The following is a 24,721-nucleotide window of genomic DNA, read 5'->3' on the forward strand; positions in this document are numbered from 1 at the left end:
TACACAGACATCGACCCGGCTCAGGCAATGCCTGGGCCGGGTCGGCTGCTGCCGGGGCTCGGTGGCTCAGCACGCTCCTGCGGCGGCCGCCCCAGGAGCGGCGCTCACGCCTGCTGCGCGGCGGAGGCCTGGCCCAGCGAGCCGTGCGGCGGGGACCCGGCGGCCAGCTCCTTCGCCGCCTCGGTCAGGTCCTTGGCGGTGTCGATGGCGCGCCAGTACGCGCCGTGGGGCAGCGGGAACCCCGCCAGGCGGCGCTCGCGGGCGAGCCGGGGGAAGGTGGTGCGCTCGTGGTCCCCCCGGTCGGGGAGCAGCTCCGTGAAGGCGGCGGAGAAGACGTAGACGCCGGCGTTGATGAGGTACGGCGACGGCGGCGCCTCGATGAAGTCGAGGACGTGGCCGAACTCGTCGGTCTCCACCGCGCCCCAGGGGATGCGCGGGCGGGCCAGGGCGAGCGTGGCGACCGCGTCCCGCTCGCGGTGGAAGTCGGCCATCTCGCGGAGCGAGAAGCGGGTCCAGATGTCGCCGTTGGTGGCGTACCAGGACCGGTCGGGGTGCGGGAGCGACGCCGCGGCGAACTTCAGACCGCCGCCGCGGCCGAGCGGCTCCTTCTCGACGACCGTGGTCACCCGCAGCGGCAGGTCCGCCGACTCCAGCCAGTCCTGGAGCACCGCCGCGAGGTGACCGCAGGAGACCACGGCGTCGGTGACGCCCTCTGCGGCCAGCCAGGCGAGCTGGTGGCCGATGATCGGGGTGCCGGTGCCGGGGATCTCGACCATCGGCTTGGGGCGGTCGTCGGTGTAGGGGCGCAGCCGTGAGCCCTGGCCTCCGGCCAGGACGACGGCTTGCGTGGGGCGGGCCGGCAGCGGGTGCCGCGCGGCGGTGCGGGCGTCATCTGTCATGGGCCGCACGATATGCGGGACCGCCGAGGACATAAGGGTGGGGGCCGCGAGCCGCGTCAGGGGCGGGACCGGGCCACGCCGGTCGCGTACGAGGTGTCGCAGACCGGGCGGGCGTAGGCCTGGGCGCGGTCCGTGCCGCCGTACTTGGCGACCGCGGCGCGGCCGAGGGCGCGGGCGATGGAGGCGCAGTGCCTGGCCAGCGAGGGGCGCTCGGAGGTGGCGACCTGGAGGTGGGTGAGCGCCACGCCCGGGTCCTTCTCCTGGAGTTCGGCGAGCAGCCGGTCGCGCAGCACCTCGTGCGGGGCGCGGTGGACGGCGCGGGTGGACGCCTTGTCGGAGGAGGCGGTGAGGATCTGCGACTCGGACGCCGGGGATGCCCACGGGACGCGGGTGACGGCGAGCGTCCCGGAGAGGACGAGGACGACGGGGAGGACGAGGGCGAGAGTTCTGCCGATGCGGCGTGCTGCGGTGTTCAAGGACGTTCCTCGCGGTTCGTGGCCGTGCTCGACGGTCGGTGCGTACGGGACTGGGGTACGCGGCGATCGTAGCGAGGAGCGATGATTTGGCGACATTTAGTCACCGTTTCGGGGGACGCGATACCCCTGGAAGTGGAATGCGCCTTGACGGGTTGGGGTGAAATGCCCGATATGGAAGGGTATTTATCTGTCGGGGTATTTGTCGATACAGCAACAGATGCCCGCTCATGTCGCCGCGACAAACGGCGGCGCCGCCCGTCCGCACGAGGCGGAGGGGCGGCGCCGCGGAGTCGTTCGCCGGTCGGCGACCGCCGGCTGAACTCGCTCAGTCGGTCAGGCGCTCGCCGGTGGACGTCGAGAAGACGTGGGACTCGCCCGCCCGCGGGACGACGTGCAGCGTGGAGCCCTTGTCGGGCACCGAACGGCTGTTGACGCGCACGACGAGGTCCTTGGTCTCGCCGCCGACCTCGACGGTGCCGTAGACGTAGCCGTCGGCGCCCGTCTCCTCGACGACGTTCACGGAGACGGCGAGGCCGGCCGGGGCGTCCTTGCTCTCCTTGGCGAGGGCCTTGGCGGCGGCGCCGTTCTCCTCGACCACGTCGAAGTGCTCGGGGCGGACGCCGACGGTGACCGTGCGGTCGCCCTTGTCCGCCGCCGCGCTGAGCGCCTCACGGCTGATCGGGACGACGCTGTTGCCGAACTTCACGCCGCCGTCGGTGATCGGCACCTCGATGAGGTTCATCGCCGGGGAGCCGATGAAGCCGGCCACGAAGAGGTTGGCGGGCTTGTCGTACATGTTGCGCGGCGAGTCGACCTGCTGGAGCAGCCCGTCCTTGAGCACGGCCACCCGGTCGCCCATGGTCATGGCCTCGACCTGGTCGTGGGTGACGTACACGGTGGTGATGCCCAGCCGGCGCTGGAGGCTCGCGATCTGGGTACGGGTCTGCACACGGAGCTTGGCGTCCAGGTTGGACAGCGGCTCGTCCATGAGGAAGACCTGCGGCTCACGCACGATGGCGCGGCCCATCGCGACACGCTGCCGCTGACCACCGGAGAGCGCCTTGGGCTTGCGGTCCAGGTACTCGGTCAGGTCCAGGATCTTGGCCGCTTCCTCGACCTTCTGCCGGATCTCCGTCTTGTTGACGCCGGCGATCTTCAGCGCGAAGCCCATGTTCTGGGCCACGGTCATGTGCGGGTACAGCGCGTAGTTCTGGAACACCATCGCGATGTCCCGGTCCTTGGGCGGGAGGTGGGTGACATCGCGGTCGCCGATCCGGATCGCGCCGCCGTTGACGTCCTCGAGGCCGGCGAGCATCCGCAGGGAGGTGGACTTGCCGCAGCCGGAGGGGCCGACGAGAACGAGGAACTCGCCGTCCTCGATGTCGATCTCGAGCTGATCGACGGCGGGCTTCTCAGTGCCCGGGTAGATCCGGGTCGCCTTGTCGTACGTAACCGTGGCCATGCTGATCTGGTCCCTTCACCGGCAGGAACGTGCCGGACGATCCGAGTAAAGGCAGGGGTCTAGTCCACTCTCATGGACTGGCCGCGACCTTACTTCGGGGTGGGGCTCCCTGTCTCTACCTGTGCGGATCAAAGTTTGGACCGGCGGGGAATTTCGAACGGATCACCCCCGCGCCGTGGGTACACTGCTGTGGACGCGCCGACTTAGCTCAGCTGGTAGAGCACCGCTCTTGTAAAGCGAAGGTCGTCGGTTCGAGCCCGACAGTCGGCTCCACGCGCGCACGGCCCTTCGTGGCGGATCACGGAGGGCCGTTCGTCTCGCTCCGTGAGCATCCCCGCGCCCACCGCCCGCCGCGGCTGTCAACAAATTGCCAGCCTCGCCCCTCCTTGATCGCCCACCGTGGCCTTCCGGATGCGCTGCGCGTTCGTGACGGGGGCCTCGGGGGCGGAGTTTCCCGGTCGGTGTGCAACTTGCTGACAATCCCGTGGTGCCGCGTCATTGCGTTAAGCAGAAGTGGCGCAAAGGTGAGCGATTTTACCTGATCTTTACGAACTGAAGTGCGTTGACTGGCTTGCTGAGGGCGAACTAACCTCGCGCCGCAGGGGCTTGTGCGGCCTTTCCGGTCACAATCCACCCACTGGACAAGGGCTTCTCGGCTGCGGAAGGGAAGAGTTACTCGTGAGTTGAGAACCGGTGGGTCACGGTGGCGCGGAAGTTCGGTATGCGGAAGTTTCGTGATTCTGGTTGGCGGCGATGTCATTGCAGATTCAATTACGGGGCGGCCGCCGACCGCCATCGCGGCCGTTCTTGGTCACCTTGGACGGTCGGCAGCAACCGACGGGTATGCGACGGACGTGTCGTGTGCCGCATGGGGGAGTCATGGCTGAACTGTCCAGTCTGAAACTGTCCAGTAAGTCCAGTACGACCAGTGCGACCAGCGCGACCTGTATGAAGGAAGAGCCGGTGGTGTCCGTACTCGGCGCCCCGGCACAGTCCCCGCCGATGGTGCAGGCCACCGACGGCCCCGCCGTCAGACAGGCCATCGGGCAGCTGCTGACGCGCGCCAGGCACAGCATCAGCCTGATCGTGCCCGGTACCTTCGAGCGGGCCAAACCCATCCTCCCGCAGATGGCCCGGTTCACCGCCGTCGCCAACTCCGGGGTCACCGTACGTGTGCTCTGCGCCCCGCAGGTCCTGGCCCCGCTCGGCATCCTCGCCGCCGCGCGGCGCGGCCCCCTGGGCTATGAGGTCCGGGTCGCGGACGTCGATCTCCAGGGGACCGTGATCGCCGACGGCAGGGCTGCCTTCGGCCGGTCCGGCGGCGAACACGGCGGACGCTACGCGACCTTCAACACCGACCCCGCCTCGGTCCGCGCGCTGGACCTGATGTTCGCCGGGGCCTGGGGCAGCGCGATGCCGCTCGAGGAGCACCAGCGCCTGGCCGAGCGGCTGCGCTCGGACTCCGTACGGATGATCCTGGAGCGTCTGCGAGAGGGCCACACGGACGATGTGGCGGCGCGCCAGATCAGGGTCTCGCTGCGCACCTATCGCCGCCATGTCGCGGCGATCATGCGTGACGTCGGGGCCAACTCCCGCTTCCAGGCCGGGGTGCGCGCCGTCGAGCTGGGGCTGTTGTCGGACGTCGACTGACGTGACCGGGCACGAGGAGGGCCGCACCGACAGCGAGCGGGCCGATGAGGCCATCGCCCAGGAACTCCTGGCGGTTCGCGCGCTCATAGCAACCACGGTCGTCGAAGCCGCCGCCGCCGAATCCGCCGCCGCCGAATCCAGGGCCGGCGATTCCGCTGCCGCCGATTTCGCTGCCGCCGGATCCGTGACCGGTGAATCCGTGACCGGCGAATCCGCGACGGGTGAATCCGCCACCGGCGATTCCGGGATCGGTGATTCCGCTGCCGCCGAGGGCTCCGGGCGACCGCTCGGGAAGTCCTGGGTCGCGGCGGTGGAAACGGACGAGGGAGAAATTCGAACGGCTGCCGAAGAGCTGATCCGGGAGGCCGGGGGGAATGTCGACGTGGTGCTCGCGGCGGAGGCCGCGCATGTCGGGGCGCTGCATTCCGTACTGAGCGAATGGCTCCGTTCCGGCGGCGAGGACGTGAGAACACGCGTGCTGTGCGCCCAGAACTCGCTCGACTGGAATTTTGTGCGGCGGCACGCCCGGGACGGACGGCCCCTGGAGGTCCGGGTCGCCCGGATTCCGCTGCTCGCCGCGTTCATCGTCGACGGCCGCGCCGCGCTGGTGTGCGCCGACTCGGCGGTCGGACGCCGGGCCTCGGCGATCCGGGACCCGGGGGTCATCGAGACCCTCCAGACCCTCTTCGACGGGATCTGGCGCAACGCGGTGGTGGTGAACGAACAGGTCGATCTGGGCGGCCACGCCCGGATGGAGATGGTGCGGCCGATCCTGGAGTGGCTCAGGCTCGGCGTCACCGACGAGGTCGCCGCGCGCGAGCTGTCGGTCTCGGTGCGCACCTATCGCCGCTACGTCGCCGAGATCATGGCCCTGCTGGGCGCGAGCTCCCGGTTCCAGGCCGGGGTGCGCGCCGCTGAGCTGGGGTTATTGCCGACCAACCCGCCCGGTGACGCCCCGCGGGAGCCGCCGCGGGACGCCCCGCGCCACCGGCGCTGAGCCGGTGGCGGGGCGGGGCAGGCCGTGGCCGGTTGAGGTGCTGGCAGCTTCCTGTAGCCGCATTGCGGGTGCTCTGGGCGGACAGCTAGACATGATGAACTGACCTGACGAAAGCCGTGGTTGCGGACGGTCCTGGCGCATGGGAGTGACCGGCCCGACAAGGAGGCACTCTTATGGCGATCTCAACTCCTGAAAAGGTCCTGACGAGCCACCGGAAGGCGACGCGCGGAAAGGCGGCCCAGGCGGCCCAGGCGGCCCAGCCGGCGCCGGTGGCGCCGACCGTCGCGGAGCGGACCTCTCCGGAGCAGCTGCTGAGCGGGGTCGGCGTGCTCGACAAGGCCTCGCTCCTGCTCGGCGTCCTGGAAGCGGGCCCGGCGTCCCTGGCCAGGCTGGTCTCCGCCACCGGCCTCAAACGCCCCACCGTGCACCGGCTGGTGCTCGCCCTGGAGCGGCTTCGGCTGCTGGCCCGGGACGCGCAGGGCCGGTTCATCCTGGGGCCGAGGCTCGGGCTGATGGCCCTGGAGGCGTGTCGGGACCACCTGGCGACATCGGCGGAGCCGGTGCTGTGCGAGCTGCGCGATCTGACCGGCGCCAGCGCCCGGCTCTACCGCCGCCGCGGATACATGCGGATCTGTGTCGCCGAGGCCCCGGTGGACGGCAACCCGGTCGCGCAGGACCGGGTGCCGGTCGGCGCCTCCCTGCCGATGAACGCCGGTCCCGTCGCCCAGGTGCTGCTGGCCTGGGAGCGGCCCGAGGACCTGTACGAGGGGCTGCGCGGCGCGCAGTTCACGGCCGCCACCCTCTCCGGCGTACGGCGCCAGGGCTGGGCGCAGAGCGTCGGCGGGCGGGAGCACGGGATAGCCGCGGTGGCCGCCCCGGTGCGCGGCCCCGGCGGCCGGGTGGTCGCCGCGCTGTCGATCTCCGGGCCCGTCGGGCGGATGTCCGGCACCCCGGGCCGGGTCTACGGCAGCGCGGTGATCGACGCGGCCGTCCGGCTGGGCAGCGGATTCCAGCGCTGACGCGCGGGGGGCGCTGACGCGCGGGGGGCGCTGACGCGCCGCCGGCACGGAGGGCTGAGCCGGGGCGCTGCGGTCCGGGCGCTTCGTGTCGTGGCGCCCGTCGGCTCCGGCCCCTCACCAAGGCCCCTCACCAAGGCCCCTCACCAAGGCCCCTCACCAAGGCCCCGCCGCGGGGCCCGCGCCCCTGCCGCGGGTCTTCCGCCCCCTGTCGCGGGGTGGATGCCGCTGCGGGATGCTGTCCGCATGCCGACGCCCGCCGAGCAGCAGCTCGCCCCCATGACCCTTGAGGACTACACCGTCCGGATGGCCCGGGCGGCCCGTACCGCCGCCGACGCCGGGCTGGCCGGGCTGGTGGTCACCCCCGGTCCGGACCTGACGCATCTGTGCGGCTACCGCCCCCCGGCGGTGACCGAGCGCCTCACCGCACTCCTGCTCGTCCCCGGGCAGACACCGCGGCTGCTGGTGCCCCTGCTGGAGCGGCCCGACGCGCTGGCCGCGACCGGCGCCGGGGCGATCGAGGTGACCGGCTGGACCGACGGCAGCGACCCGTACCGGACGGCGGCGGACACGCTGCCGCCGCGCGGCCGTTACGGCATCTCCGACGAGACCTGGGCCGCCCACCTGCTCGGCCTCCAACGCGCCCTCCCCGACACCTCCTACTCCGCGATCGGCGAGGCGCTGCCCATGCTGCGCGCGGTCAAGGACACCCACGAGGTGCAGCGGATCGCGGCGGCGGGGGCGGCGGCCGACGCGGCTTACGAGGAGATCGTGCGGGTGCGCTTCGCCGGGCGGCGGGAGCGCGACATCGCCGCCGACCTCAGTGAGCTGCTGCTGCGACACGGGCACAGCCAGGTCGACTTCACGCTCGTGTGCTCCGGCCCGAACGGCGCGAATCCGCACCACGAGGCCGGGGAGCGGGTCATCGAGGAGGGCGACATGGTGGTGCTGGACTTCGGCGGTCTCAAGGACGGCTACGGCTCCGACACCTCGCGCACCGTGCACGTCGGCGAGCCCACGAAGGAGGAGCGCAAGGTCCACGAGGTCGTACGGGAGGCGCAGCAGGCGGCGTTCGAGGCGGTCCGCCCGGGGGCGGCCTGCCAGGACATCGACCGGGCGGCGCGCCAGGTGATCACCGAGGCGGGCTACGGCGAGTACTTCATCCACCGCACCGGCCACGGCATCGGCGTCACGACGCATGAGCCGCCGTATATGACGGAGGGCGAGCAGCTCCCGCTGGTGCCGGGGATGTGCTTCTCGATCGAGCCGGGGATCTATCTGCCGGGGCGCTTCGGGGTGCGCATCGAGGACATCGTGACCTGCACGGAGACGGGCGGGCGGCGGCTGAACAACACGGCGCGGGAGCTGCGCGTGGTGGCGTAGCGGGCCTGGGCCGGGCCTCGGGCTTGTGCCCGCGCCCCGCCGGGCCCGTCCCGCTCTCCCCACGTGGAGCGGGGCGGGACCCGGCGGGACGGGGTGATCAGGGGACCAGGACGACCTTGCCCATCGTGGCGCGGGTCTCCAGGGCCCGGTGGGCGGCGGCCGCCTCGGCGAGGGGGAAGCGGTGGACGGCCGGGACGAGGCGGCCGGCCGCGGCCTCGGCCATGGAGCGCTCTTCGAGGGTGCGGATCGGGTCCGGGCCGCCAGCCCTCTCCAGCATCGGCGGGCCGAGCACGAGCTGGGAGGTGATGCCGCGCGCCGCCAGCTCCTCCTCGCCGAACTCCAGCGGGCCGCCACCGCCGGTGAGCAGCCCGCCCGAGGACCAGCCGAAGACGAGGTGACGGCCGCCGGGGCCGAGCAGGTCCACGCCCGCGCGGCCGGGGTCGCCGCCGACGCCGTCGAACAGCACGGTCGCGGGGCGGCCGCCGAGGGCGGCGCGGACCTGGTCCGGCCAGGCCGGGTCGGTGTAGTCGACGGCGATGTGGGCGCCCAGCTCGCGTACCCGCGCCACCTTCTCCGGCCCGCCCGCGAGCCCGACGACCGTGGCGCCGACGTACCCGGCGTACTGGACGATGAGCTGGCCGATCCCGCCCGCCGCCGAGGTGACGACCGCGACGTCGTCGGCGGTCAGCTCGGCGAACTGGAGGATTCCCATGGTGGTCCTGCCGGTGCCGATCATGGCGACGGCCTGGGCCTCGTCCAGGTTGGCGGGCACCTCGTGCAGCTTGCCCGCGGCGACCACGGCCAGTTCGGCGTAGCCGCCGGGGACCATCCCGAGGTGGGCGACGACGCGTTTGCCCAGCCACGCCGGGTCGGTGCCCTCGCCGAGCGCCTCGACGGTGCCCGCGACCTCACGGCCGGGGATGGTCGGCAGTTCGGGCGCGGAGTGCACGGCGGAGGTCAGGCCCTGGCGCAGTGCGGTGTCGAGGAGGTGGACACCGGCGGCGGCCACCGCGATCCGGACCTCGCCGGGGCCGGGGAGGGGATCGTCGGTCTTCTCGAGGACCAGGTTCTCGGCGGGGCCGAAGGCGTGCAGACGGACGGCATACATGGGGTCTCCCAGGGGTTGCGGGCTGTCGTACGGCCACCCTCCAACCTCAACCAAACGTTAAGTCAAGGAGTGTTGAGCGGCGCGGAGACGTGACGGCCCTCACCGCGACCTCCACCGCGACCCCGGCCTGTGCGCCACTCGTCGAGCGCGAGGGCGGCGGCGGTGAGGGCGCTGTTGAACGACACCTCGCAGAGCACTCCCGGCGCGGCCACCTGGTCGCCCGCCAGATAGACCCCCTCGCCCCGGTCGACCGCCGGCCGGTTGTGCCAGGTGGTGCCGGGCGCGTCCACCGCTCCCGTACGCCCGTTGGCCGTGGACTCCCGCCGCCAGACCGTGCGCTCGCGCCAGCCCGGGAAGCCCAGGTCCAGCAGGCGTTCGGCGCGGGCGACGCCGTCCGCCCTGGTCTCGTCCGGGGCGATGGGCAGCTGGCCCTGGATCAGCTGCTCGCCGGGCGGGGCCAGGGAGGGGTCCTGGGCCGTGAAGCGCTCGATCCAGCCGGGGGAGTCGAGGTCGGAGACGGCGAACGCGTCGCCGCGCCGGGTGCGTACGGCGAGGTCGAGCAGCACCGTGCGGCCGCTGTCCCAGGTCAGGGAGGCGTCGCCGAGGAGCGCGCGGGCGGCGGGCAGCGCGGTCGCGACGATCACCGGGCCGCCCTGGTCGGTGGGCAGCGTGTCCACGCGGGAGCCGGTCTCGATCCGTACGCCGCGCTTCCAGGCGTAATCGGCCATGCGTTCGATGGTCGTGCCCCAGCCGCCGCGCACATAGTGGGCCTCCGGCGGCACCTTGGCGGCGCGCCGGAAACGCTCCTGGACGAACGCGGCGGACAGCCGGCCGGGGGCGTGGTGGAAGAGGGCGACGGCGGCGTAGTTCGCGGCCGCGCGCGCCCCGGCCGCGCCGACCACGCCCGTCGCCCAGGCGGTGAAGTCGAGGTCGACCGGCGCCCGCCTGGTCAGCAGCAGCCTGAGCATGGCGGCCGGGGGCATGCGGCGCAGCCGGCCCCTGCGGTGGAAGCGCAGTCGGGCGGCTTCCAGGGGCGGGAGGCTCGCGAGCGGGCCGAGCAGCCCGCGCTGCCTCAGCCACGGCCAGTGCGGCCCGCCCGCGTAGAAGGCGTGCGGGCCCTCGTTGACGCGGTACGGGCCGGGGGCGGTGCGGGCGCGGCCGCCGAGCGTGTGGTGGGCCTCGTGGAGGGTGACCGGGGCCCCGGCCTCGGCGGCGGCGATGGCCGCGGTGAGGCCCGCGAGGCCGCCGCCGATGACGGTGATGCGGTGCATGGGCAGCACTCCTTCCCGTGCTGCGATCCGGATGGGATCGGATCGCTTCCTCCGTACGACGACGCGGTGGCGCGAGATGTGACATCGGGCCGCTGTCCGGCCGTTGTCAGTGGCGTGGTTCACGATGGAGAGCGGGCCACGGCGAGCGCGAATGGACGGAGCGGTGATGGCAGGGCGCGGCAGGAGCGGGACGGCGGCGGGCGCGGTGCGGGCGGCGCGGCGGCCGGAGGTGACGCTGCCCGGGCTGCGGCCCTACGAGGGCGGGGAGCTGGAGCCGGAGGGGGACTACGACGGGCTGGAGTTCGAGGACGTGGACTTCGCCGGGCAGCGGGCGGGCGGCGCCCGCTTCCTGGACTGCGGGATCCGCCGCTGCGCGTTCGACGAGGTCCGGCTGTCCCGGGCCAGATTCCTCGACTGTGTGCTGGAGGGCGTGCGGGGCGTGGGCACCGATGCGTCCGAGGCGCGGCTGCGGGATGTGGAGCTGGTCGACGCCCGGCTGGGCGGGGTCCAGCTGCACGGCGCGGTGCTGGAGCGGGTGGTGGTGCGCGGCGGGAAGATCGACTATCTGAATCTGCGGACGGCCCGGCTCACGGACGTCGTCTTCGAGGGGTGTGTGCTGGCGGAGCCGGACTTCGGCGGGGCGGTGCTGGAGCGCGTGGAGTTCGTGGACTGCGCGCTGCGCCGGGTGGACTTCAGCCAGGCGCGGATGAAGGACGTGGATCTGCGCGCGGTCGCGGAGCTGGACATCGCGCGAGGCGTGGAGGATCTGGCGGGCGCGGTGATCAGCCCGACCCAGCTGCTCGACCTGGCCCCGGTGCTCGCGGCCCGGCTGGGGCTGCGGGTGGAGGACGCGGCCCGGACCGGGGATCAGAGGCGGGGGTAGCGGGCCTGTAGGTCCCACACCGCGGGGTTGTCGGCCAGCCCCTCGTGCATATCGGTGAGGTCCGCGATCAGGTCGTGCAGGAAGTCGCGGGCCTCCCGGCGCAGCGCGGCGTGGTTGAAGGTGAGCGGGGGCTCCTCGGCCGGCGCCCAGTCGGCCGTGACGTCCACCCAGCCGAAGCGCCGCTCGAAGAGCATCCGGTCCGTCGACTCGGTGAAGTCCAGCTCGGCGTGGACGGGGCGCGCGGAGCGGTTGCCGCGCGGGTCGCGGTCGAGCCGCTCGACGATGTCGCACAGCGCCCAGGCGAAGTCGAGCACGGGCACCCATCCCCAGGCTGTGGACAGCTCCCGGTCCGCCTTGGTGTCGGCGAGGTAGACATCGCCGCAGAACAGGTCGTGGCGCAGGGCGTGCACGTCCGCGGTGCGGTAGTCGGTCTGCGGGGGGTCGGGGAAGCGGCGGGAGAGGGAGTAGCCGAGGTCGATCACACGGTTGATGGTGTCACGGCACCCGCACCCGCCGTGCGGTGCCGTCCCCGTCCTGCCGGGGCGGGACGGCACCGCACGCGAGCACACGGCTCAGTGGCCGCGGGCGATCCACTCCTCCAGGTGCGGAGCCTCGTCACCGATGGTGGTCGGGTCGCCGTGGCCCGTGCGGACGACGGTCTCCGGCGGCAGCGACAGCAGCCGCTCCCGGATCGACTCGATGATCGTCGGGAAGGACGAGTACGAGCGGCCGGTCGCCCCGGGGCCGCCCTGGAAGAGCGTGTCACCGGAGAAGACGGTGGTCAGCGTGGGGGCGTGGAGGCAGACCGCGCCGGGGGAGTGGCCGGGGGTGTGCAGCACCCGCAGTTCGGTGCCGGCCACGGTGAGGACGTCGCCGTCGGCGAGTACCCCGTCCGGCTTGCGGTCCGGGTGGCGCATGCGCCACAGCACCTCGTCGTCCGGGTGCAGCAGGATCGGCGCGCCCGTGCGGTCGGCGACGTCCGGGGCCGCGTCGATGTGGTCGTCGTGGCCGTGGGTGCACAGGATGCCGAGCAGCCGCCGGTCCCCGACCGCCTCGATGATCGCGTCCGCGTCATGGGCGGCGTCGATGACGTACACCTCGCTGTCGTCGCCGACCAGCCAGACGTTGTTGTCCACCTCCCAGGTGGAGCCGTCCAGGGAGAAGGTGCCGGAGGTGACCAGGTGGTCGACGCGTACGGGCGGTGGGGTCATCAGAGCGTCACCACCGAGCGCAGCACCTCGCCGCGCTGCATCTTCGCGAACGCCTCCTCGACGTCGTCGAGCCCGATCGTCTCGCTGACGAACGCGTCGAGGTCGAGCCGCCCCTGGAGATACAGGTCGATCAGCATCGGGAAGTCGCGGGAGGGCAGGCAGTCCCCGTACCAGGAGGACTTGAGCGCGCCGCCGCGCCCGAAGACGTCCAGCAGCGGCAGCTCCAGCTTCATCTCCGGGGTGGGCACCCCGACCAGCACCACGGTGCCGGCCAGGTCACGGGCGTAGAAGGCCTGCCGGTAGGTCTCGGGGCGGCCGACCGCGTCGATCACGACATCGGCGCCGTTGCCGCCGGTCAGCTCCCGGATGGCCTCGACGGCATCGGCCGTCTTGCCGTTGACCGTGTGGGTGGCGCCCAGCCCGCGCGCCTGCTCCAGCTTCCGGTCGTCCACGTCCACCGCGATGATTTTCGACGCCCCGGCCAGCAGGGACCCGGCGATCGCCGCGCCGCCGACGCCGCCGCAGCCGATGACGGCGACCGAGTCGCCGCGCCCCACCCCGCCGGTGTTGATGGCCGCGCCGAGGCCGGCCATCACGCCGCAGCCCAGCAGGCCGGCCGCCGCGGCCGATGCGGCCGGGTCGACCTTGGTGCACTGCCCGGCGGCGACGAGCGTCTTCTCGGCGAAGGCGCCGATGCCCAGGGCCGGGGAGAGCGGGGTGCCGTCGGTGAGCGTCATGGGCTGGTTGGCGTTGTGGGTGTTGAAGCAGTACCAGGGGCGGCCGCGGCGACAGGCCCGGCACTGGCCGCACACCGCACGCCAGTTCAGGATCACGAAGTCACCGGGGGCCACGTCCGTGACGCCCTCCCCGACGGACTCCACGACGCCCGCCGCCTCGTGGCCGAGCAGGAACGGGAACTCGTCGTTGATGCCGCCCTCCCGGTAGTGCAGGTCGGTGTGGCATACGCCGCAGGCCCGTACCTGCACCACCGCCTCGCCGGGACCGGGGTCCGGAACCACGATCGTCTCGATCCTGACCTGCTCGCCTTTGCCCGGGGCGATGACACCGCGTACGTGTTGAGTCATAACAGCAGCGTAAGCGCCATCAGCGGTGCGTACGGAAACGGGCCGCACCGGGGTACGGTGCGGCCCGTCGCCGCTTCGGCGCTCTTGGCGCGCGCCTACTTCGGGTGCTTCGGGTGCTTCAGGTGATTCAGTTCACGCTGATCCCGGTCCAGGCGGCCGCGACGGCCTTGTACTCGGCGCTGTTCGCCCCGTACAGGTCGGTCGCCGCGCTGAGCGTGGCGGTGCGGGCCTGTGCGTACTTGGAGGTGGAGGTCAGGTACGTGGTCAGCGCCTTGTACCAGATCTTGGTGGCCTTGTCCCGGCCGATGCCGGTGAGCGTGGCGCCGTTGGACGTCGGGCTGTTGTAGCTGACGCCGTTGATGGTCTTCGCGCCGCTGCCCTCGGACAGCAGGTAGAAGAAGTGGTTGGCGGGCCCGGAGGAGTAGTGGACGTCGATGTTGCCGAGCGTCGAGGACCAGTAGTCCCGGGACGCCCCGTCCTTGCTGGGCTTGTCCATGTAGCGCAGCGGGGTGCCGTCGCCGTTGATGTCGATCTTCTCGCCGATGAGGTAGTCACCGACGTCGGCGGAGTTGGCGGAGTAGAACTCCACGGCGGTGGCCATGATGTCGGAGGTGGCCTCGTTGAGGCCGCCGGACTCGCCGCTGTAGTTGAGCTTGGCGGTGGCCGCGGTCACGCCGTGGCTCATCTCGTGGCCGGCCACGTCCAGCGCGGTGAGCGCGTTGGCGTTGCCCGAGCCGTCGCCGTACGTCATGCAGAAGCAGGAGTCCTGCCAGAACGCGTTGACGTAGTTGTTGCCGTAGTGGGTCCGGGAGTACGAGCCGACGCCGTCGTTCTTGATGCCGTTGCGGCCCAGCACCTCCTTGTAGAAGTCCCAGGTCTCGGCCGCGCCGTAGTGCGCGTCGACGCCGGCGGTCTGGCGGCCGCCGCCCCACACGTCGTCGGCGTCGGTGAACAGGGTGCCGGTGCCCGACGTGCCCTGGTTCAGGTCGTACGTCTTGTGGTTGCCGCGCGTGCTGTCGGTGAGGCTGTAGGTGCTGCCGCTCTTGGTGGTGCCGAGCGTGACCGTGCCGCTGTACTTGCTGGTGCCGGTGCCGGTCTTGACAGCCTCGTCGGTGAACAGCTTCTCGCCGGTGGCGGCGTCGGTGATGACGTGCAGCTCGCTCGGGGTGCCGTCCTTCTGCATGCCGGTGACGACGGTCTCCCAGGCCAGAACCGGCTTCCCGGTCGCCGCCCAGATGACCTTGCGCGGCGACTTGCCGGCCTTGTCGTCGGTGGGCGCCGCCTTGAGGGCGGACTTCTTGGCGTCGGCGGACGGTACCTCCGCGGCCGTGCTCGCCACGGATATCCGGGCCGAGGTCGCCTTGGTCACGCTGCGCGCGCCGCTCGTCTTCTCGTGGACGACGAGGTCGCCGCCGAGGACGGGCAGGCCGTCGTAGGTGCGCTCGTACCGGGTGTGGACGGTGCCGTCCGCGTCCTTGACGACGTCCCGGACGACCAGCTTCTCCTTGGCCCCGAGGCCGAGGTAGTCGGCCTGGGCGGAGGCGTCGGCCTGCGCGGCCTGGATCGCGGAGGCGCGCTCCTGGGCGGAGAGCGGCAGCGCCGTCGCGCCGGCCTCACGGCTGAGCTCGGCCTGGGCGTTGGCCGGGCCGGTCTGCATGCCGATCACGACCATCGCGGCGGAGGCGACGAGGGCGGCCGCGCGGACGGACTTCTTGCGGGTGGCGGAAGCTATGGATCTCACTCGGTCTCCTAGCCTTGGGGCCGCTGGGTCGCGGCCCTGTGTAGGGGGTGCGGGCAGCCGTGGGTGGGCCGCCCGGTGGTGCGAGGAGTGGTGCGTGAGTGGTGCTTGCTTCGGTGGTGCCGACACCTGGCGCGCGGTCAGCTGACGCCGGCTAAAGCTGACGTGCATCTGACATGCGCGGTGACCGAGCAGAGATTGTCATCGAACGATCGGTTCGGACAGGTCTGAAACAAGAATTTGACTTTGCGTTGTCTCTGGCGGAAGCGATTCCGGTCAGGTTTCCGCCACTTACCCGTGCCTGGAAGATGAGGGCTTGTCACTTTTCGTGCGGTCGTCCATGGCCCCCCGACCGGACCCGCCCTGACCGGCCGACCAGCTCGCGAGCACCGCCAGCTTCTCCGCGGCGGCCGAACCCGGAACCGCCGCGTAAGTGACCAGGAGTTGGTCAGGATCGCCAGGGAGCGCCAGCGTTTCGTACGACAGTTCCAGATCGCCCACGACCGGATGGCGCAGCCGCTTGAGCCCGTGTGTCTTCTCCTTGACCGGGTGATCGGCCCAGAGCCGGCGGAATGTCTCGTTCTTCATCGCCAGCTCGCCGATCAACGACGCCATCAGGGGATCGTCCGGGTGCCGCCCCGCGTCGATCCGCAGATAGCCCACCGTCTCCGCGGCCACGGTGGGCCACTCCGCGTAGAGCTCGCGGGCCGCCGGGTCCAGAAAGGTGTGCCGGGCCGCGTTGCGCTCCCCCTCGGGCATCGCGGAGAACCCCGACACCGCGTCCGCGAGGGCGTTCCAGGCCAGGACGTCCATGCGCCGGCCGAGAAGGAACGCGGGCGTGCCGGTCATGGTCTCCATCAGCGTGTGCACGCCCGTACGCACCCGCTGACCGCCCGCCCGGCGCCCCACCGCGCCAGGGCCCCGGCCCCGCCGCGGCCGGGCCAGATCCCGCAGATGGGCGTGTTCCGCGTCGTTCAGCCGCAGCACCCGCGCCACCGCGTCGAGCACCGCGTCGGACACATTCGTCCCGCGCCCCTGCTCCAGCCGGACGTAGTAGTCCACGCTGACCCCGGCCAGCTGGGCCACCTCCTCCCGGCGCAGCCCCGGCACCCGGCGGCGCCCATGGGAGATCAGCCCCACGTCGTCGGGGCGTATACGGGCGCGCCGTGAGCGGAGGAAGTCACCGAGAGCGTCATCAGCCATGCCCCGAGAGTAGGTCAGGCCCCTGCCGCCAACCTGGTACTGGCAGACCCAGGAAAAGCGTCACCCTGGGTACGGCGGCGCGGCGGCCGCAGTCTTGAGGACGTGCCGGGAGGCACGAAACCACCGCACGACACCTCAGGAGCATCCGAGATGAACCACGCAGACTCGCGCCAGAACGACCTCGCCGGGCGTACCGCCGTCATCACCGGGGCCGCCAGCGGCATGGGCGCCGCGACCGCCCGGCTGCTCGCCGCCCGGGGCGCCCGGGTGGCGCTGTGGGCGCGGCGCGCCGACCGGCTGGAGGAGCTGGCCAAGGAGATCGCCGCCGAGGGCGGCCAGGCCCTCGCGGTCCCGGTCGACGTGACCGACGAGGCCGCGGTCGCCGCCGGCGCCGCCCGGGTGCACGACGCCTTCGGCCCGGTGGACCTGGTGATCAACGGCGCCGGGGTGATGCTGCCCAACCCGATCGACGCCGGCCGGACCGACGAGTGGACCCGCATGGTGGACACCAACCTCACCGGCGCGCTGCGCGTCGTGGGCGCCTTCACCCAGGACCTGCTCGCCGCGGCGGCCGACGGCAGGCCGGCCGACCTCGTCAACATCTCCTCCATCGGCGCGCACGTGCCGTTCCCCACCTATGCGGTGTACTCGGCGACGAAGGCCGCGCTCACCCAGCTGTCGGCGTCGCTGCGCACCGAGTTCGGCCCGCGGAACGTGCGCGTCACCAACATCGAGCCGGGGCTGACCGAGAGCGAGCTCGGCAGCCACGTCGACAACGCGACGGCGACCGGCCAGCTGGACGACATGTTCGCCGCCCTCGGAGGGCTCTCCTCCGAGGACATCGCCGACCTGATCGCGTACATCACCAGCCGCCCGGCCCATGTGAACCTGCGCCAGGTGATCGTCCTGCCGACGCGCCAGGCGTGACGCCGGCCGCCCCTGCCCTTGTCCTCTACCCGGCGCCGCCCTCGCCCGGCGGGGCGAGCAGCCGGCGCAGCGCGGCCGACACCTCGTGGGCGAGCTCGGCGTCCACGGGTGCGTGCCGGCTCATCAGCCGGTACCACATCACTCCGAAGGCGAGGTCGACCGCGAGGTCGAGCGAGGCCGCGCCCTCGCTCAGCTTCCCCGCCCGTACGGCCCGCTCCAGTACCTCGCGCAGCGCCCGGCGGCGCTCCGCGAGCAGCCCGGCCTGCAGCCGGTCGGCGAGTTCGGGGTCGCGCTGGGCCTCGGCCATCAGTCCGGCGACGGCCTGGCCGGTCAGCCGCGCGGTCATGGTGTACGCGCCGACGAGAAACGTCTCCAGATCGCGCAGCGGATCGCCGGTGTCCGGGAGGAGGGTCGGGGCCTCGCGCACCGTCAGGTCGCGCAGGGCCTCCAGCAGTACGGCCTCCTTGGTCGGCCACCAGCGGTAGACCGTCTGCCGTCCGACCCCGGCGGCCTCGGCAATCCCCTTGATCGTCAGCGGCTGGAAGCCGTCGCGCCGGCACAGCTCCAGCGCCGCGGCCAGGACGGCCCGCCGCGCCTGCTCACTGCGCGGTCTGCCGCGCGCCGGGGTGTCCGTCATGGAGCGCACTTTACAAGACACCGTGCCTCGAATTAAATTTAACGAGGCACCGTGCCTCGTAAATGGTTTGAGGAGCAGTGGGTAATGACAGAACGAATCGTGATCATCGGCGGCACATCGGGCATCGGGCTGGCCGCGGCCGAACGGCAGTTGGCCGAGGGCCGCGAGGTCGTGATCACCGGGCGGAACGCGGACCGCCTGGCGGCCGCCCTGGAGAAGCTGGGCGGGTCCGCCACCGGCCAGCCCGTGGATGCTTGCGACGAAACGGCGATGCGCGCCTTCTTCGCCGGCCTCGGCAAGGTCGACCATGTCGTGATCACCGCCACCGGCGCCTCGGCGGGCGGCCCCTTCAAGGACCTGACGGTCGACGCACTGCGCACCGCGGTCGAGGGCAAGCTCGTCGCCCAGACGATCGCCGCGCAGGCGGCGCTCGATGTGCTCGCCCCTGAAGGCTCGCTGACCTTCATCACCGCGGGATCGTCCGGCGCGTCGCTGCCCGGCACGGCGGGGCTGGCGGCGGTCAACGCGGCCGTCGAGGCGATGGTCCCGGTGCTGGCCGTGGAACTCGCGCCGGTACGGGTCAACGCGGTGTCCCCCGGCGTCATCGCCACCCCGTGGTGGGACTGGATGCCCGCCGAGGCGCGGCAGCAGGCCTTCGACGCCTACGCCAAGGTCACCCCGGCCGGGCGCGTGGGCGCGGCGGAGGACATCGCCGACGCCATCGGCTATCTGATCGGCAACAGCTACACCACGGGCACGGTCTTGTCGGTCGACGGCGGCCTGCGGCTCAACGCAGCGGCTCTGTGACGGCCCGTTCCTCGGCCGCGCGCCGGACCGTACTGACGACGGCCGGGGCTGGCGAGGTGTGGTCCGCCTTTGTGCTGGAGCTCAAAGATGACCCCCTGACCTGGGGGAATGCTAAGCACTCCTCGTACGGGTGATGTCTGGCCAATACACTCCCTGCTGCTCGCCTAGGCTGAGAGTGTCGCTCCGTACGAAGGAGGTCCACCGTGGCACTGATGGCTCCCGAGCTCGCACCGCACACGGACACCGACGGGAACACCGTCTCATCGGTCGAGGACGCCTTCGTGGCGTTGAGCGCGGCAGCCCCTGAGGGATGGCGCGTGGAACTGATCGAAGGGAAAATCCACGTGGTGCCTCCCGCCAACGGTGAGCACGAAGAGATCGTGTCCGAAGTAACGGGGCAGATGCGTGACCACCGGAAGGACCTGGGGCGTTACACCGGAATCGGGCTGCTTGTCCCCGGTGCATCCCCAACTGGCAAGATCATCCCTGACCTTGTGATTGCTCCCAAGGGGAGCTTCAGCGACGCGCTGGAGTATCACGACCCCAGCCCCGCGCTGCTCGTCGGCGAGATCACCTCGGACTCGACCGCCGAGAACGACCGAGGGCCGAAGCTTCGCGGGTACGCCCAGGCGGGCATCCCCTGTTACCTCCTGATCGACAGGGAACGAGGCCACGTGGTCGTGCACACCGAGCCCTCCGGGCAGCGGTACGGCCGGCGGACCGAGGTGGAGATCGGCAAGACGGTCGCCCTGCCGTATCCCTTCGAGTTTGAGCTGGATACGAGCGAGTTCTGATCCATGGGTAATTACCTGTTGTGGCCCTGTAGTTGCCGTGAATGCCCTAAATTGGGTGGCGTGAACGGTCCCTTGCGCCGTCAGGGCGGAAACGGGACACAGGGACTGGAAGACATGTCGACCACCCCGGACCTGACTACCACTGTCTGGCGCAAGAGCAGCTACTCGAACGCCGACCAGGGGACATGCGTCGAGGTGGCCGACGGCCACCCCGGCATAGTTCCCATACGCGACTCCAAGCAGCCCCACGGCCCCGTCCTGATCTTCCCCGCCCCCGCGTGGTCCGCCTTCGTGGCGGAGCTCAAAGGCGCTGGCATCGCCATGCGCTGACCCCCGAAACGGCCGAGGGCCGCCCCAACGGCAGGGCGGCCCTCAGCGTCTTGCGCGCTACGTCGGTCAGACGTTGACGCCGAAGTCCTTGGCGATGCCCGCCAGGCCCGCGGCGTAGCCCTGGCCGACCGCGCGGAACTTCCACTCCGCGCCGTTGCGGTAGAGCTCGCCGAAGACCATCGCGGTCTCGGTCGCCGCGTCCTCGCTCAGGTCGTAGCGGGCGATCTCGGTGCCGCCGGCCTGGTTGATGATGCGGATGAACGCGTTCCGAACCTGGCCGAAGTTCTGGCTGCGGGACTCGGCGTCGTAGATGGAGACCGGGAAGACGATCTTCTCGACGTCGGCGGGGAGAGCCGCCAGGTTGACGTTGATCTGCTCGTCGTCGCCCTCGCCCTGGCCGGTGACGTTGTCACCGGTGTGGACGATGGACTGGTCCGGGGTGGACTTGTTGTTGAAGAAGATGAAGTGCTGGTCCGAGTAGACCTTGCCGCTCGGGTTCACGGCGATGGCGCTCGCGTCCAGGTCGAAATCGGTGCCAGTGGTGGTGCGGACGTCCCAGCCAAGGCCGACCGTGACGGCGGTCAGGCCCGGTGCCTCCTTGGTGAGGGAGACGTTGCCGCCCTTGGACAGGCTTACAGCCATGGGGAGTCCCTTTCGTGGTCGAGTCCTCGGTGCTTCGTACTCCGGACGAAGCTACCGTCACCCACCTCAACGCGGTCCGCCACCCACCGGTTCCACCTTCCTTTACCTTCTTTGCAAATCCTTAGCGCCGGGCGGTCCGGGCAAAAGCAGGTGACGGGCCCGCGGCGACGCGGGATCATGGGGGACATGTCCGGGCCTCATGTCATCCGTGGCTCGGTCTCCCTGCCGGAGGCCGAGCTCATGTGGCGTTTCTCGCGGTCGTCCGGGCCGGGCGGGCAGCACGTCAACACCAGCGACAGCCAAGTGGAGCTGCGCTTCGACCTGGCCGCGACCGAGGCGCTTCCGCCGGTGTGGAAGCAGCGCGCGCTGGAGCGGCTGGCGGGGCGGCTGGTCGGCGGGGTGGTGACCGTACGAGCCTCCGAGCACCGCTCGCAGTGGCGCAACCGCGAGACGGCGGCGGTCCGGCTCGCGTCGCTGCTGGCCGAGGCGACCGCGCCGCCGCCCAAGCCGCGCCGTCCGACCCGTATCCCACGCGGTATCAACGAGCGGCGGCTGCGGGAGAAGAAGCAGCGCGGCGACACCAAGCGGGGGCGGTCCGGGCGGGACTGGGGTTAGGACGGTCCGGTCGGGGTGGCGCGCTTCGAGCGCTTCGTGGAGGAATTGCTCGACTTCCTGCTGACGCGGCTGGATGAGGCGGGCTTCGAACGGCTCGTCGCCCATGAGCCCGAGCGGTTGTATGCCTCGCACATCTTCTCGGACGGCGGCCGATGCGAGACGCGGGTCGTGTCGTTCACCGGTTGCCGTGCCTGCTCGCAGATCACTCCGGGGTCGCTCGAGGTCGAAGCATGGCCGTGCCTGCCGGTCCGGACCCTGGCGCTGCGGTTCGCCGACGACCCGGACCATGCCTACGGGTGGCGACCGGAGTACGCCGTCTTCGCCTCCGGGAAGCTCGTCCGCCCGGTGGGCGATGTCGAATGGCCCTGGGGCCTGTCCGGCGCCTGAGCCGAACAGCCGACGGTGTGGCTACGGCAGGACGGAGCGGACCGCTTCCGCGGTGCGGCCGACCACCGTCGTGCCGTCGTCGGCCGTGATGATCGGACGCTGGATCAGGATCGGATGGGCGGCCAGCGCCTCGGTCCACCGGGCGCGGGCGGACTCCTCGCGCGGCCAGTCGGCCAGGCCCAGTTCGGCCGCCACGGACTCGCCGGTGCGGGTGATGTCCCAGGGCTCCAGGCCGAGGCGGCGCAGCACGTCCTCGATCTCCTGGGCGGTCGGCGGCGCCTCCAGGTAGCGGCGCACCGTGTACTGGGCGCCCTCGGCGTCCAGCAGGGCCAGCGCGGAGCGGCACTTGGAGCAGGCCGGATTGATCCAGATTTCCATGGTGCAGGACGTTACTCCAGCGTGCGGTAGCGGCTCCGGAAGTACATCAACGGGCCGCCGTCCGCGCTCGGGGTGCCCGCCGAGAGCACCCGGCCGATCACGAGCGTGTGGTCGCCGGCCGTCACCCGCTGCTCGGTGCGGCTCTCCAGGACCGCCAGCGCGCCGCCGACGAGGGGCGCGCCCGAGGCCTCGCCGCGTGAGTAGGGGATGTCTTCGAACAGCAGCCTGTCGCTGATGCGCCCCTTCAAGGCGAAGCGTCCCGCTATATGGCGCTGGCTTTCCGACAGGACCGATACCGCCCAGAGGGGCTGTCGGGCCAGTAGGTCGTCCATCCGCGAGCCGTTGCGAACGCTCACCATGACGAGCGGCGGGTCAAGTGACACGGACATAAACGCGGTTGCCGTCATGCCGACGTCCTCGCCGCGCGGCCCGTCCTCCGGGTCGTGGGCGGTCACCAGCACCACGCCCGCGGACAGCCGGGACAGGGCGGCGCGGAACTCGTCCTCGCTCACCCCACCAGCATGGGGGATGGCGGGCTGCGCGGGCGCGGAAGACGATGAGTGCGGCACGTATTGAACGCTAACGTCGGCCCGCCCGGTCCCGCATCGGACCCCGGGACCAGGCCGGTCCTAGGTCGCGGGCCGTATGTGCCGTACGCCCCGGGCGGCAGCCGGCCGCCTTCGGATGAGTGGCGAGGGGCGTTTCAGGATTTGCAATCACAAAAATAAGGAGCGCTCCCACGTTTGTCTCCAAGGCTTGAACACTGTCTGTGACATCACTCACACCAGGTAGTAATTGTTGACACTGTGTACCGAGTGGGCAGCTCGCTGTGATTCAGTGGCCATGGCATTCGGACGACGAGAAGGACGACAAGAAGCCAGGAGTTGCTGTCGAGGTCTCGGGGGAGTAGCGATCGATGGAGACCGAGTCGGAGCCGTACATCCGCCTTGCGACCCTGCGGCTGTTGCACCAGGTGGTCGCCGATCTGAACACCGCCCGCAGCCTCGCCGACACCGTGCAGACCGTCGCCGACGGGGTGATCGCCGGGCTCGGCTTCGAGCTCTCGGCCATCAATCTGGTCCGCCCGGACGGTGACCTGGTCGTCGCGGCCGTCGGCGGCAGCGCCGGGGCCGAGGCCCTGATGGCCGGCCGGGTCGGCTCGCGCGTCGCATGGGACCGCCGGCTGTCCATGGGGGACCGGTGGGGCGATCTGCGCTTCATCCCGTACAGCGAGGGGTGGGTGCTCGACGACGACGACGTTCCGGAGTGGCACACCCCCGGGCCCGCGCCCCGCTTCCCCGACGAGTGGCACCCCATGGACCGCCTGCTCGCCCCGATGTACACGGCGGGCGGCTCCGGCGGCGAGCTGATCGGCGTCATCTCCGTCGACAAGCCGCGCAGCGGCCGGCGCCCCGGCGCCTGGGGGCGCGAGGCCCTCCAGATGTACGCCTTCCACGCCGCCACCGCGATCGGCAACGCCCGCCTGCGCGCCAATATGCAGCGCGCGCTGCTGCGCCTGGAGCGTGAGCAACAGGCCCTGCGCGCCAGCGAGGAGAGCTTCCGGCAGGCCTTCGAGTACGCGCCCAGCGGCATGGCCATCGCCGAGATGGGCGGCGACCAGCAGGGGCGGCTGCTGCGCGCCAACGACGCGCTGTGCCGGCTGCTGGGCCGGCCGGCCTCCGCCCTGCGCCGCTGCTCCTTCTCCGACCTCGTCCACCACGAAGACGTCGGCACCCTCGTGCGTACCTCCGCCGAGGGCGGCCGCTCCGAGCTGCGGCTGGCCCGCCGGGACGGCAGCTATGTCTGGGTGAGCCTGCGCAACTCCGTGGTCGCCGACGCGGCCGACGGCCCGCGCTTTCTGCTCACCCACGTCGAGGACATCGAGGAGCGCAAGACCCATGAGCTACAGCTCGCCCACCGCGCCAGCCACGACTCGCTGACCGGCCTGCCCAACAGCGCCGAGCTGCGCGCCCGCCTCGGCAGCAGGCTGTGCGGCAGCCCGCCGGGGCCGGGGGAGTACGGGTCCGGGTACGAGTACGAGTACGGGTCCGGGTACGGGTCCGCGGGCGACGCCGCGGAGGCGGGCGGGTTCTCCCGCGGGTACGACGAGTTCGACGGGCCGGGGCTGTTCGACGGGCCAGGCGGGCCGGGCGGGCCGGGCTTCGGCGGCGGCATTCCGTACGAGCCGCATGTGCACACCATCGCGCCGCGGGGGGACGGCGACGTCGACGACGGTCACAAGGGGCTGGCCGTTCTCTTCTGCGACCTGGACGGCTTCAAGTCGATCAACGACCGGTTCGGCCATCACGCCGGCGACGCCGTCCTCATCGAGGTCGCCCGCCGGCTGGCCGCAGGGGTGCGGGAGGGGGACACCGTGGCCCGTCTCGGCGGCGACGAGTTCGTGGTCCTCGCGGACGGCCTCGGCCGGGCCGACGCCAAGGACCTGGCGGGCCGGCTGCGCAACGCCATCACCCCGCCGATCCGGGTCGACGGCCGGGCCGTCCGGGTCGGGGCCAGCTTCGGTATCGGCTGGGCCAGTTGCGGAATGACCGCCGAGGAAGTGCTGCACTCGGCCGACCAGCGGATGTATATCGAGAAGCGGTCCCGCGCCAAGGAGCGCCGCCGCGCCGGATGAGCGCTCTGGAACCGGGGTTGTGTTCGTCGCGGTAGGCTGCCCCGATGCGGCATTGCCGCCGACGGTGAATCGATCATGAATATTGGCCATCCGGACAGTGCATGCCCTGTTGCGGCCTTCCCGGCCCTGATATGAGCTGTCATGGCGCATACGCACCTGAGCGCCGTTGGCCATATGCACAGGGGAG

26 protein-coding genes and 1 tRNA gene are annotated in these 24,721 nt (G+C 71.6%); 13 read left to right on the plus strand and 14 right to left on the minus strand.

Features of this window, described 5'->3' with window-relative positions:
- Nucleotides 1-104: 104 nt before the first annotated feature.
- The 3 genes from ABTY62_RS35615 to ABTY62_RS35625 form a co-directional block, all read right to left on the minus strand.
- Nucleotides 105-899, minus strand: coding sequence for a nucleotidyltransferase family protein (locus ABTY62_RS35615; protein ID WP_311724503.1), 795 nt, complete (start codon nt 897-899; stop codon nt 105-107).
- Between the two features lie 56 nt (nt 900-955).
- Entirely contained in the window at nt 956-1,375 is a 420-nt protein-coding gene (locus ABTY62_RS35620) for a hypothetical protein (protein ID WP_352133542.1), read from the minus strand.
- Nucleotides 1,376-1,700: 325 nt separating this feature from the next.
- A complete protein-coding gene (locus ABTY62_RS35625) occupies nt 1,701-2,837 on the minus strand; it encodes an ABC transporter ATP-binding protein (RefSeq protein ID WP_352133543.1) in 1,137 nt (378 codons plus the stop codon).
- Nucleotides 2,838-3,034: 197 nt separating this feature from the next.
- Between ABTY62_RS35625 and ABTY62_RS35630 the strand changes: the two genes are divergently transcribed.
- From ABTY62_RS35630 to ABTY62_RS35650, 5 genes are all read left to right on the plus strand, one after another.
- Nucleotides 3,035-3,110 (plus strand) — tRNA-Thr (locus ABTY62_RS35630).
- Nucleotides 3,111-3,785: 675 nt separating this feature from the next.
- Nucleotides 3,786-4,487, plus strand: coding sequence for a hypothetical protein (locus ABTY62_RS35635; RefSeq protein ID WP_352133544.1), 702 nt, complete (start codon nt 3,786-3,788; stop codon nt 4,485-4,487).
- Between the two features lies 1 nt (nt 4,488).
- Nucleotides 4,489-5,484: a helix-turn-helix transcriptional regulator gene (locus ABTY62_RS35640; RefSeq protein ID WP_352133545.1), complete on the plus strand. Its 996-nt coding sequence runs from the start codon at nt 4,489-4,491 to the stop codon at nt 5,482-5,484.
- Between the two features lie 326 nt (nt 5,485-5,810).
- Nucleotides 5,811-6,503 (plus strand): IclR family transcriptional regulator, encoded by a 693-nt coding sequence (locus ABTY62_RS35645; protein WP_311724643.1) that lies wholly within the window; start codon nt 5,811-5,813, stop codon nt 6,501-6,503.
- 276 nt (nt 6,504-6,779) lie between these two features.
- On the plus strand, nt 6,780-7,883 hold the full coding sequence (locus ABTY62_RS35650; protein WP_352133575.1) for a M24 family metallopeptidase: 1,104 nt from the start codon (nt 6,780-6,782) through the stop codon (nt 7,881-7,883).
- Between the two features lie 97 nt (nt 7,884-7,980).
- On the opposite strand, the gene ABTY62_RS35655 is transcribed toward ABTY62_RS35650, so the two are convergent.
- Both ABTY62_RS35655 and ABTY62_RS35660 read right to left on the minus strand, forming a co-directional pair.
- Nucleotides 7,981-8,991: a zinc-binding dehydrogenase gene (locus tag ABTY62_RS35655; protein ID WP_352133546.1), complete on the minus strand. Its 1,011-nt coding sequence runs from the start codon at nt 8,989-8,991 to the stop codon at nt 7,981-7,983.
- A gap of 62 nt (nt 8,992-9,053) precedes the next feature.
- Nucleotides 9,054-10,262, minus strand: coding sequence for an FAD-dependent oxidoreductase (locus ABTY62_RS35660; RefSeq protein WP_352133547.1), 1,209 nt, complete (start codon nt 10,260-10,262; stop codon nt 9,054-9,056).
- 166 nt (nt 10,263-10,428) lie between these two features.
- Here ABTY62_RS35660 and ABTY62_RS35665 point away from each other — a divergent pair, with 166 nt between their 5' ends.
- The gene (locus tag ABTY62_RS35665; RefSeq protein ID WP_352133548.1) at nt 10,429-11,145 is read left to right on the plus strand and encodes a pentapeptide repeat-containing protein; all 717 of its coding nucleotides are present in this window, start codon (nt 10,429-10,431) and stop codon (nt 11,143-11,145) included.
- On the opposite strand, the gene ABTY62_RS35670 is transcribed toward ABTY62_RS35665, so the two are convergent.
- The 5 genes from ABTY62_RS35670 to ABTY62_RS35690 form a co-directional block, all read right to left on the minus strand.
- Nucleotides 11,130-11,627, minus strand: a complete 498-nt coding sequence (locus tag ABTY62_RS35670; RefSeq protein WP_352133549.1) for a hypothetical protein — start codon at nt 11,625-11,627, stop codon at nt 11,130-11,132. The two genes, ABTY62_RS35665 and ABTY62_RS35670, sit on opposite strands and share 16 nt — an antisense overlap.
- A gap of 90 nt (nt 11,628-11,717) precedes the next feature.
- Nucleotides 11,718-12,356 (minus strand): MBL fold metallo-hydrolase, encoded by a 639-nt coding sequence (locus tag ABTY62_RS35675; RefSeq protein ID WP_352133550.1) that lies wholly within the window; start codon nt 12,354-12,356, stop codon nt 11,718-11,720.
- Nucleotides 12,356-13,441, minus strand: coding sequence for an S-(hydroxymethyl)mycothiol dehydrogenase (locus ABTY62_RS35680; RefSeq protein ID WP_311724492.1), 1,086 nt, complete (start codon nt 13,439-13,441; stop codon nt 12,356-12,358). Before ABTY62_RS35680 ends, ABTY62_RS35675 begins: the two co-directional genes overlap by 1 nt.
- Before the next feature lie 127 nt (nt 13,442-13,568).
- On the minus strand, nt 13,569-15,182 hold the full coding sequence (locus ABTY62_RS35685; protein WP_352133551.1) for a M4 family metallopeptidase: 1,614 nt from the start codon (nt 15,180-15,182) through the stop codon (nt 13,569-13,571).
- Between the two features lie 288 nt (nt 15,183-15,470).
- Nucleotides 15,471-16,382 (minus strand): helix-turn-helix transcriptional regulator, encoded by a 912-nt coding sequence (locus ABTY62_RS35690; RefSeq protein WP_352133552.1) that lies wholly within the window; start codon nt 16,380-16,382, stop codon nt 15,471-15,473.
- 150 nt (nt 16,383-16,532) lie between these two features.
- On the opposite strand from ABTY62_RS35690, the gene ABTY62_RS35695 reads away from it, so the two are divergent.
- Complete coding sequence (locus tag ABTY62_RS35695; RefSeq protein ID WP_352133553.1) at nt 16,533-17,309, plus strand: SDR family oxidoreductase; 777 nt, start codon at nt 16,533-16,535, stop codon at nt 17,307-17,309.
- Nucleotides 17,310-17,334: 25 nt separating this feature from the next.
- Here ABTY62_RS35695 and ABTY62_RS35700 read toward each other — a convergent pair whose 3' ends face one another.
- A complete protein-coding gene (locus tag ABTY62_RS35700; RefSeq protein ID WP_352133554.1) occupies nt 17,335-17,946 on the minus strand; it encodes a TetR/AcrR family transcriptional regulator in 612 nt (203 codons plus the stop codon).
- Between the two features lie 84 nt (nt 17,947-18,030).
- Between ABTY62_RS35700 and ABTY62_RS35705 the strand changes: the two genes are divergently transcribed.
- From ABTY62_RS35705 to ABTY62_RS35715, 3 genes are all read left to right on the plus strand, one after another.
- Nucleotides 18,031-18,753, plus strand: coding sequence for an SDR family oxidoreductase (locus tag ABTY62_RS35705; RefSeq protein ID WP_352133555.1), 723 nt, complete (start codon nt 18,031-18,033; stop codon nt 18,751-18,753).
- A gap of 212 nt (nt 18,754-18,965) precedes the next feature.
- Nucleotides 18,966-19,547 carry a Uma2 family endonuclease gene (locus tag ABTY62_RS35710; RefSeq protein WP_352133576.1) on the plus strand — a complete coding sequence of 194 codons (582 nt, stop codon included), beginning with the start codon at nt 18,966-18,968 and terminating at the stop codon, nt 19,545-19,547.
- Between the two features lie 114 nt (nt 19,548-19,661).
- Nucleotides 19,662-19,877 (plus strand): DUF397 domain-containing protein, encoded by a 216-nt coding sequence (locus ABTY62_RS35715; RefSeq protein WP_352133556.1) that lies wholly within the window; start codon nt 19,662-19,664, stop codon nt 19,875-19,877.
- Between the two features lie 66 nt (nt 19,878-19,943).
- Here ABTY62_RS35715 and ABTY62_RS35720 read toward each other — a convergent pair whose 3' ends face one another.
- Nucleotides 19,944-20,519 (minus strand): TerD family protein, encoded by a 576-nt coding sequence (locus ABTY62_RS35720; RefSeq protein ID WP_352133557.1) that lies wholly within the window; start codon nt 20,517-20,519, stop codon nt 19,944-19,946.
- Nucleotides 20,520-20,705: 186 nt separating this feature from the next.
- Between ABTY62_RS35720 and arfB the strand changes: the two genes are divergently transcribed.
- Nucleotides 20,706-21,134 carry an alternative ribosome rescue aminoacyl-tRNA hydrolase ArfB gene (gene arfB / locus ABTY62_RS35725; RefSeq protein WP_352133558.1) on the plus strand — a complete coding sequence of 143 codons (429 nt, stop codon included), beginning with the start codon at nt 20,706-20,708 and terminating at the stop codon, nt 21,132-21,134.
- Between the two features lie 15 nt (nt 21,135-21,149).
- A complete protein-coding gene (locus ABTY62_RS35730; RefSeq protein WP_352133559.1) occupies nt 21,150-21,521 on the plus strand; it encodes a hypothetical protein in 372 nt (123 codons plus the stop codon).
- A gap of 21 nt (nt 21,522-21,542) precedes the next feature.
- Here the strand turns inward: ABTY62_RS35730 and ABTY62_RS35735 are convergent, their stop codons facing one another.
- A complete protein-coding gene (locus tag ABTY62_RS35735) occupies nt 21,543-21,899 on the minus strand; it encodes an arsenate reductase family protein (protein WP_352133560.1) in 357 nt (118 codons plus the stop codon).
- 11 nt (nt 21,900-21,910) lie between these two features.
- Entirely contained in the window at nt 21,911-22,411 is a 501-nt protein-coding gene (locus ABTY62_RS35740) for a flavin reductase family protein (RefSeq protein WP_352133561.1), read from the minus strand.
- 404 nt (nt 22,412-22,815) lie between these two features.
- Between ABTY62_RS35740 and cdgB the strand changes: the two genes are divergently transcribed.
- The gene (cdgB, locus tag ABTY62_RS35745) at nt 22,816-24,534 is read left to right on the plus strand and encodes a diguanylate cyclase CdgB (protein WP_352133562.1); all 1,719 of its coding nucleotides are present in this window, start codon (nt 22,816-22,818) and stop codon (nt 24,532-24,534) included.
- The last annotated feature ends 187 nt before the right edge of the window (nt 24,535-24,721 follow it).

It is taken from the genome of Streptomyces sp. NPDC097640, from assembly GCF_040302705.1.
Classification (GTDB): Bacteria; Actinomycetota; Actinomycetes; order Streptomycetales; family Streptomycetaceae; genus Streptomyces.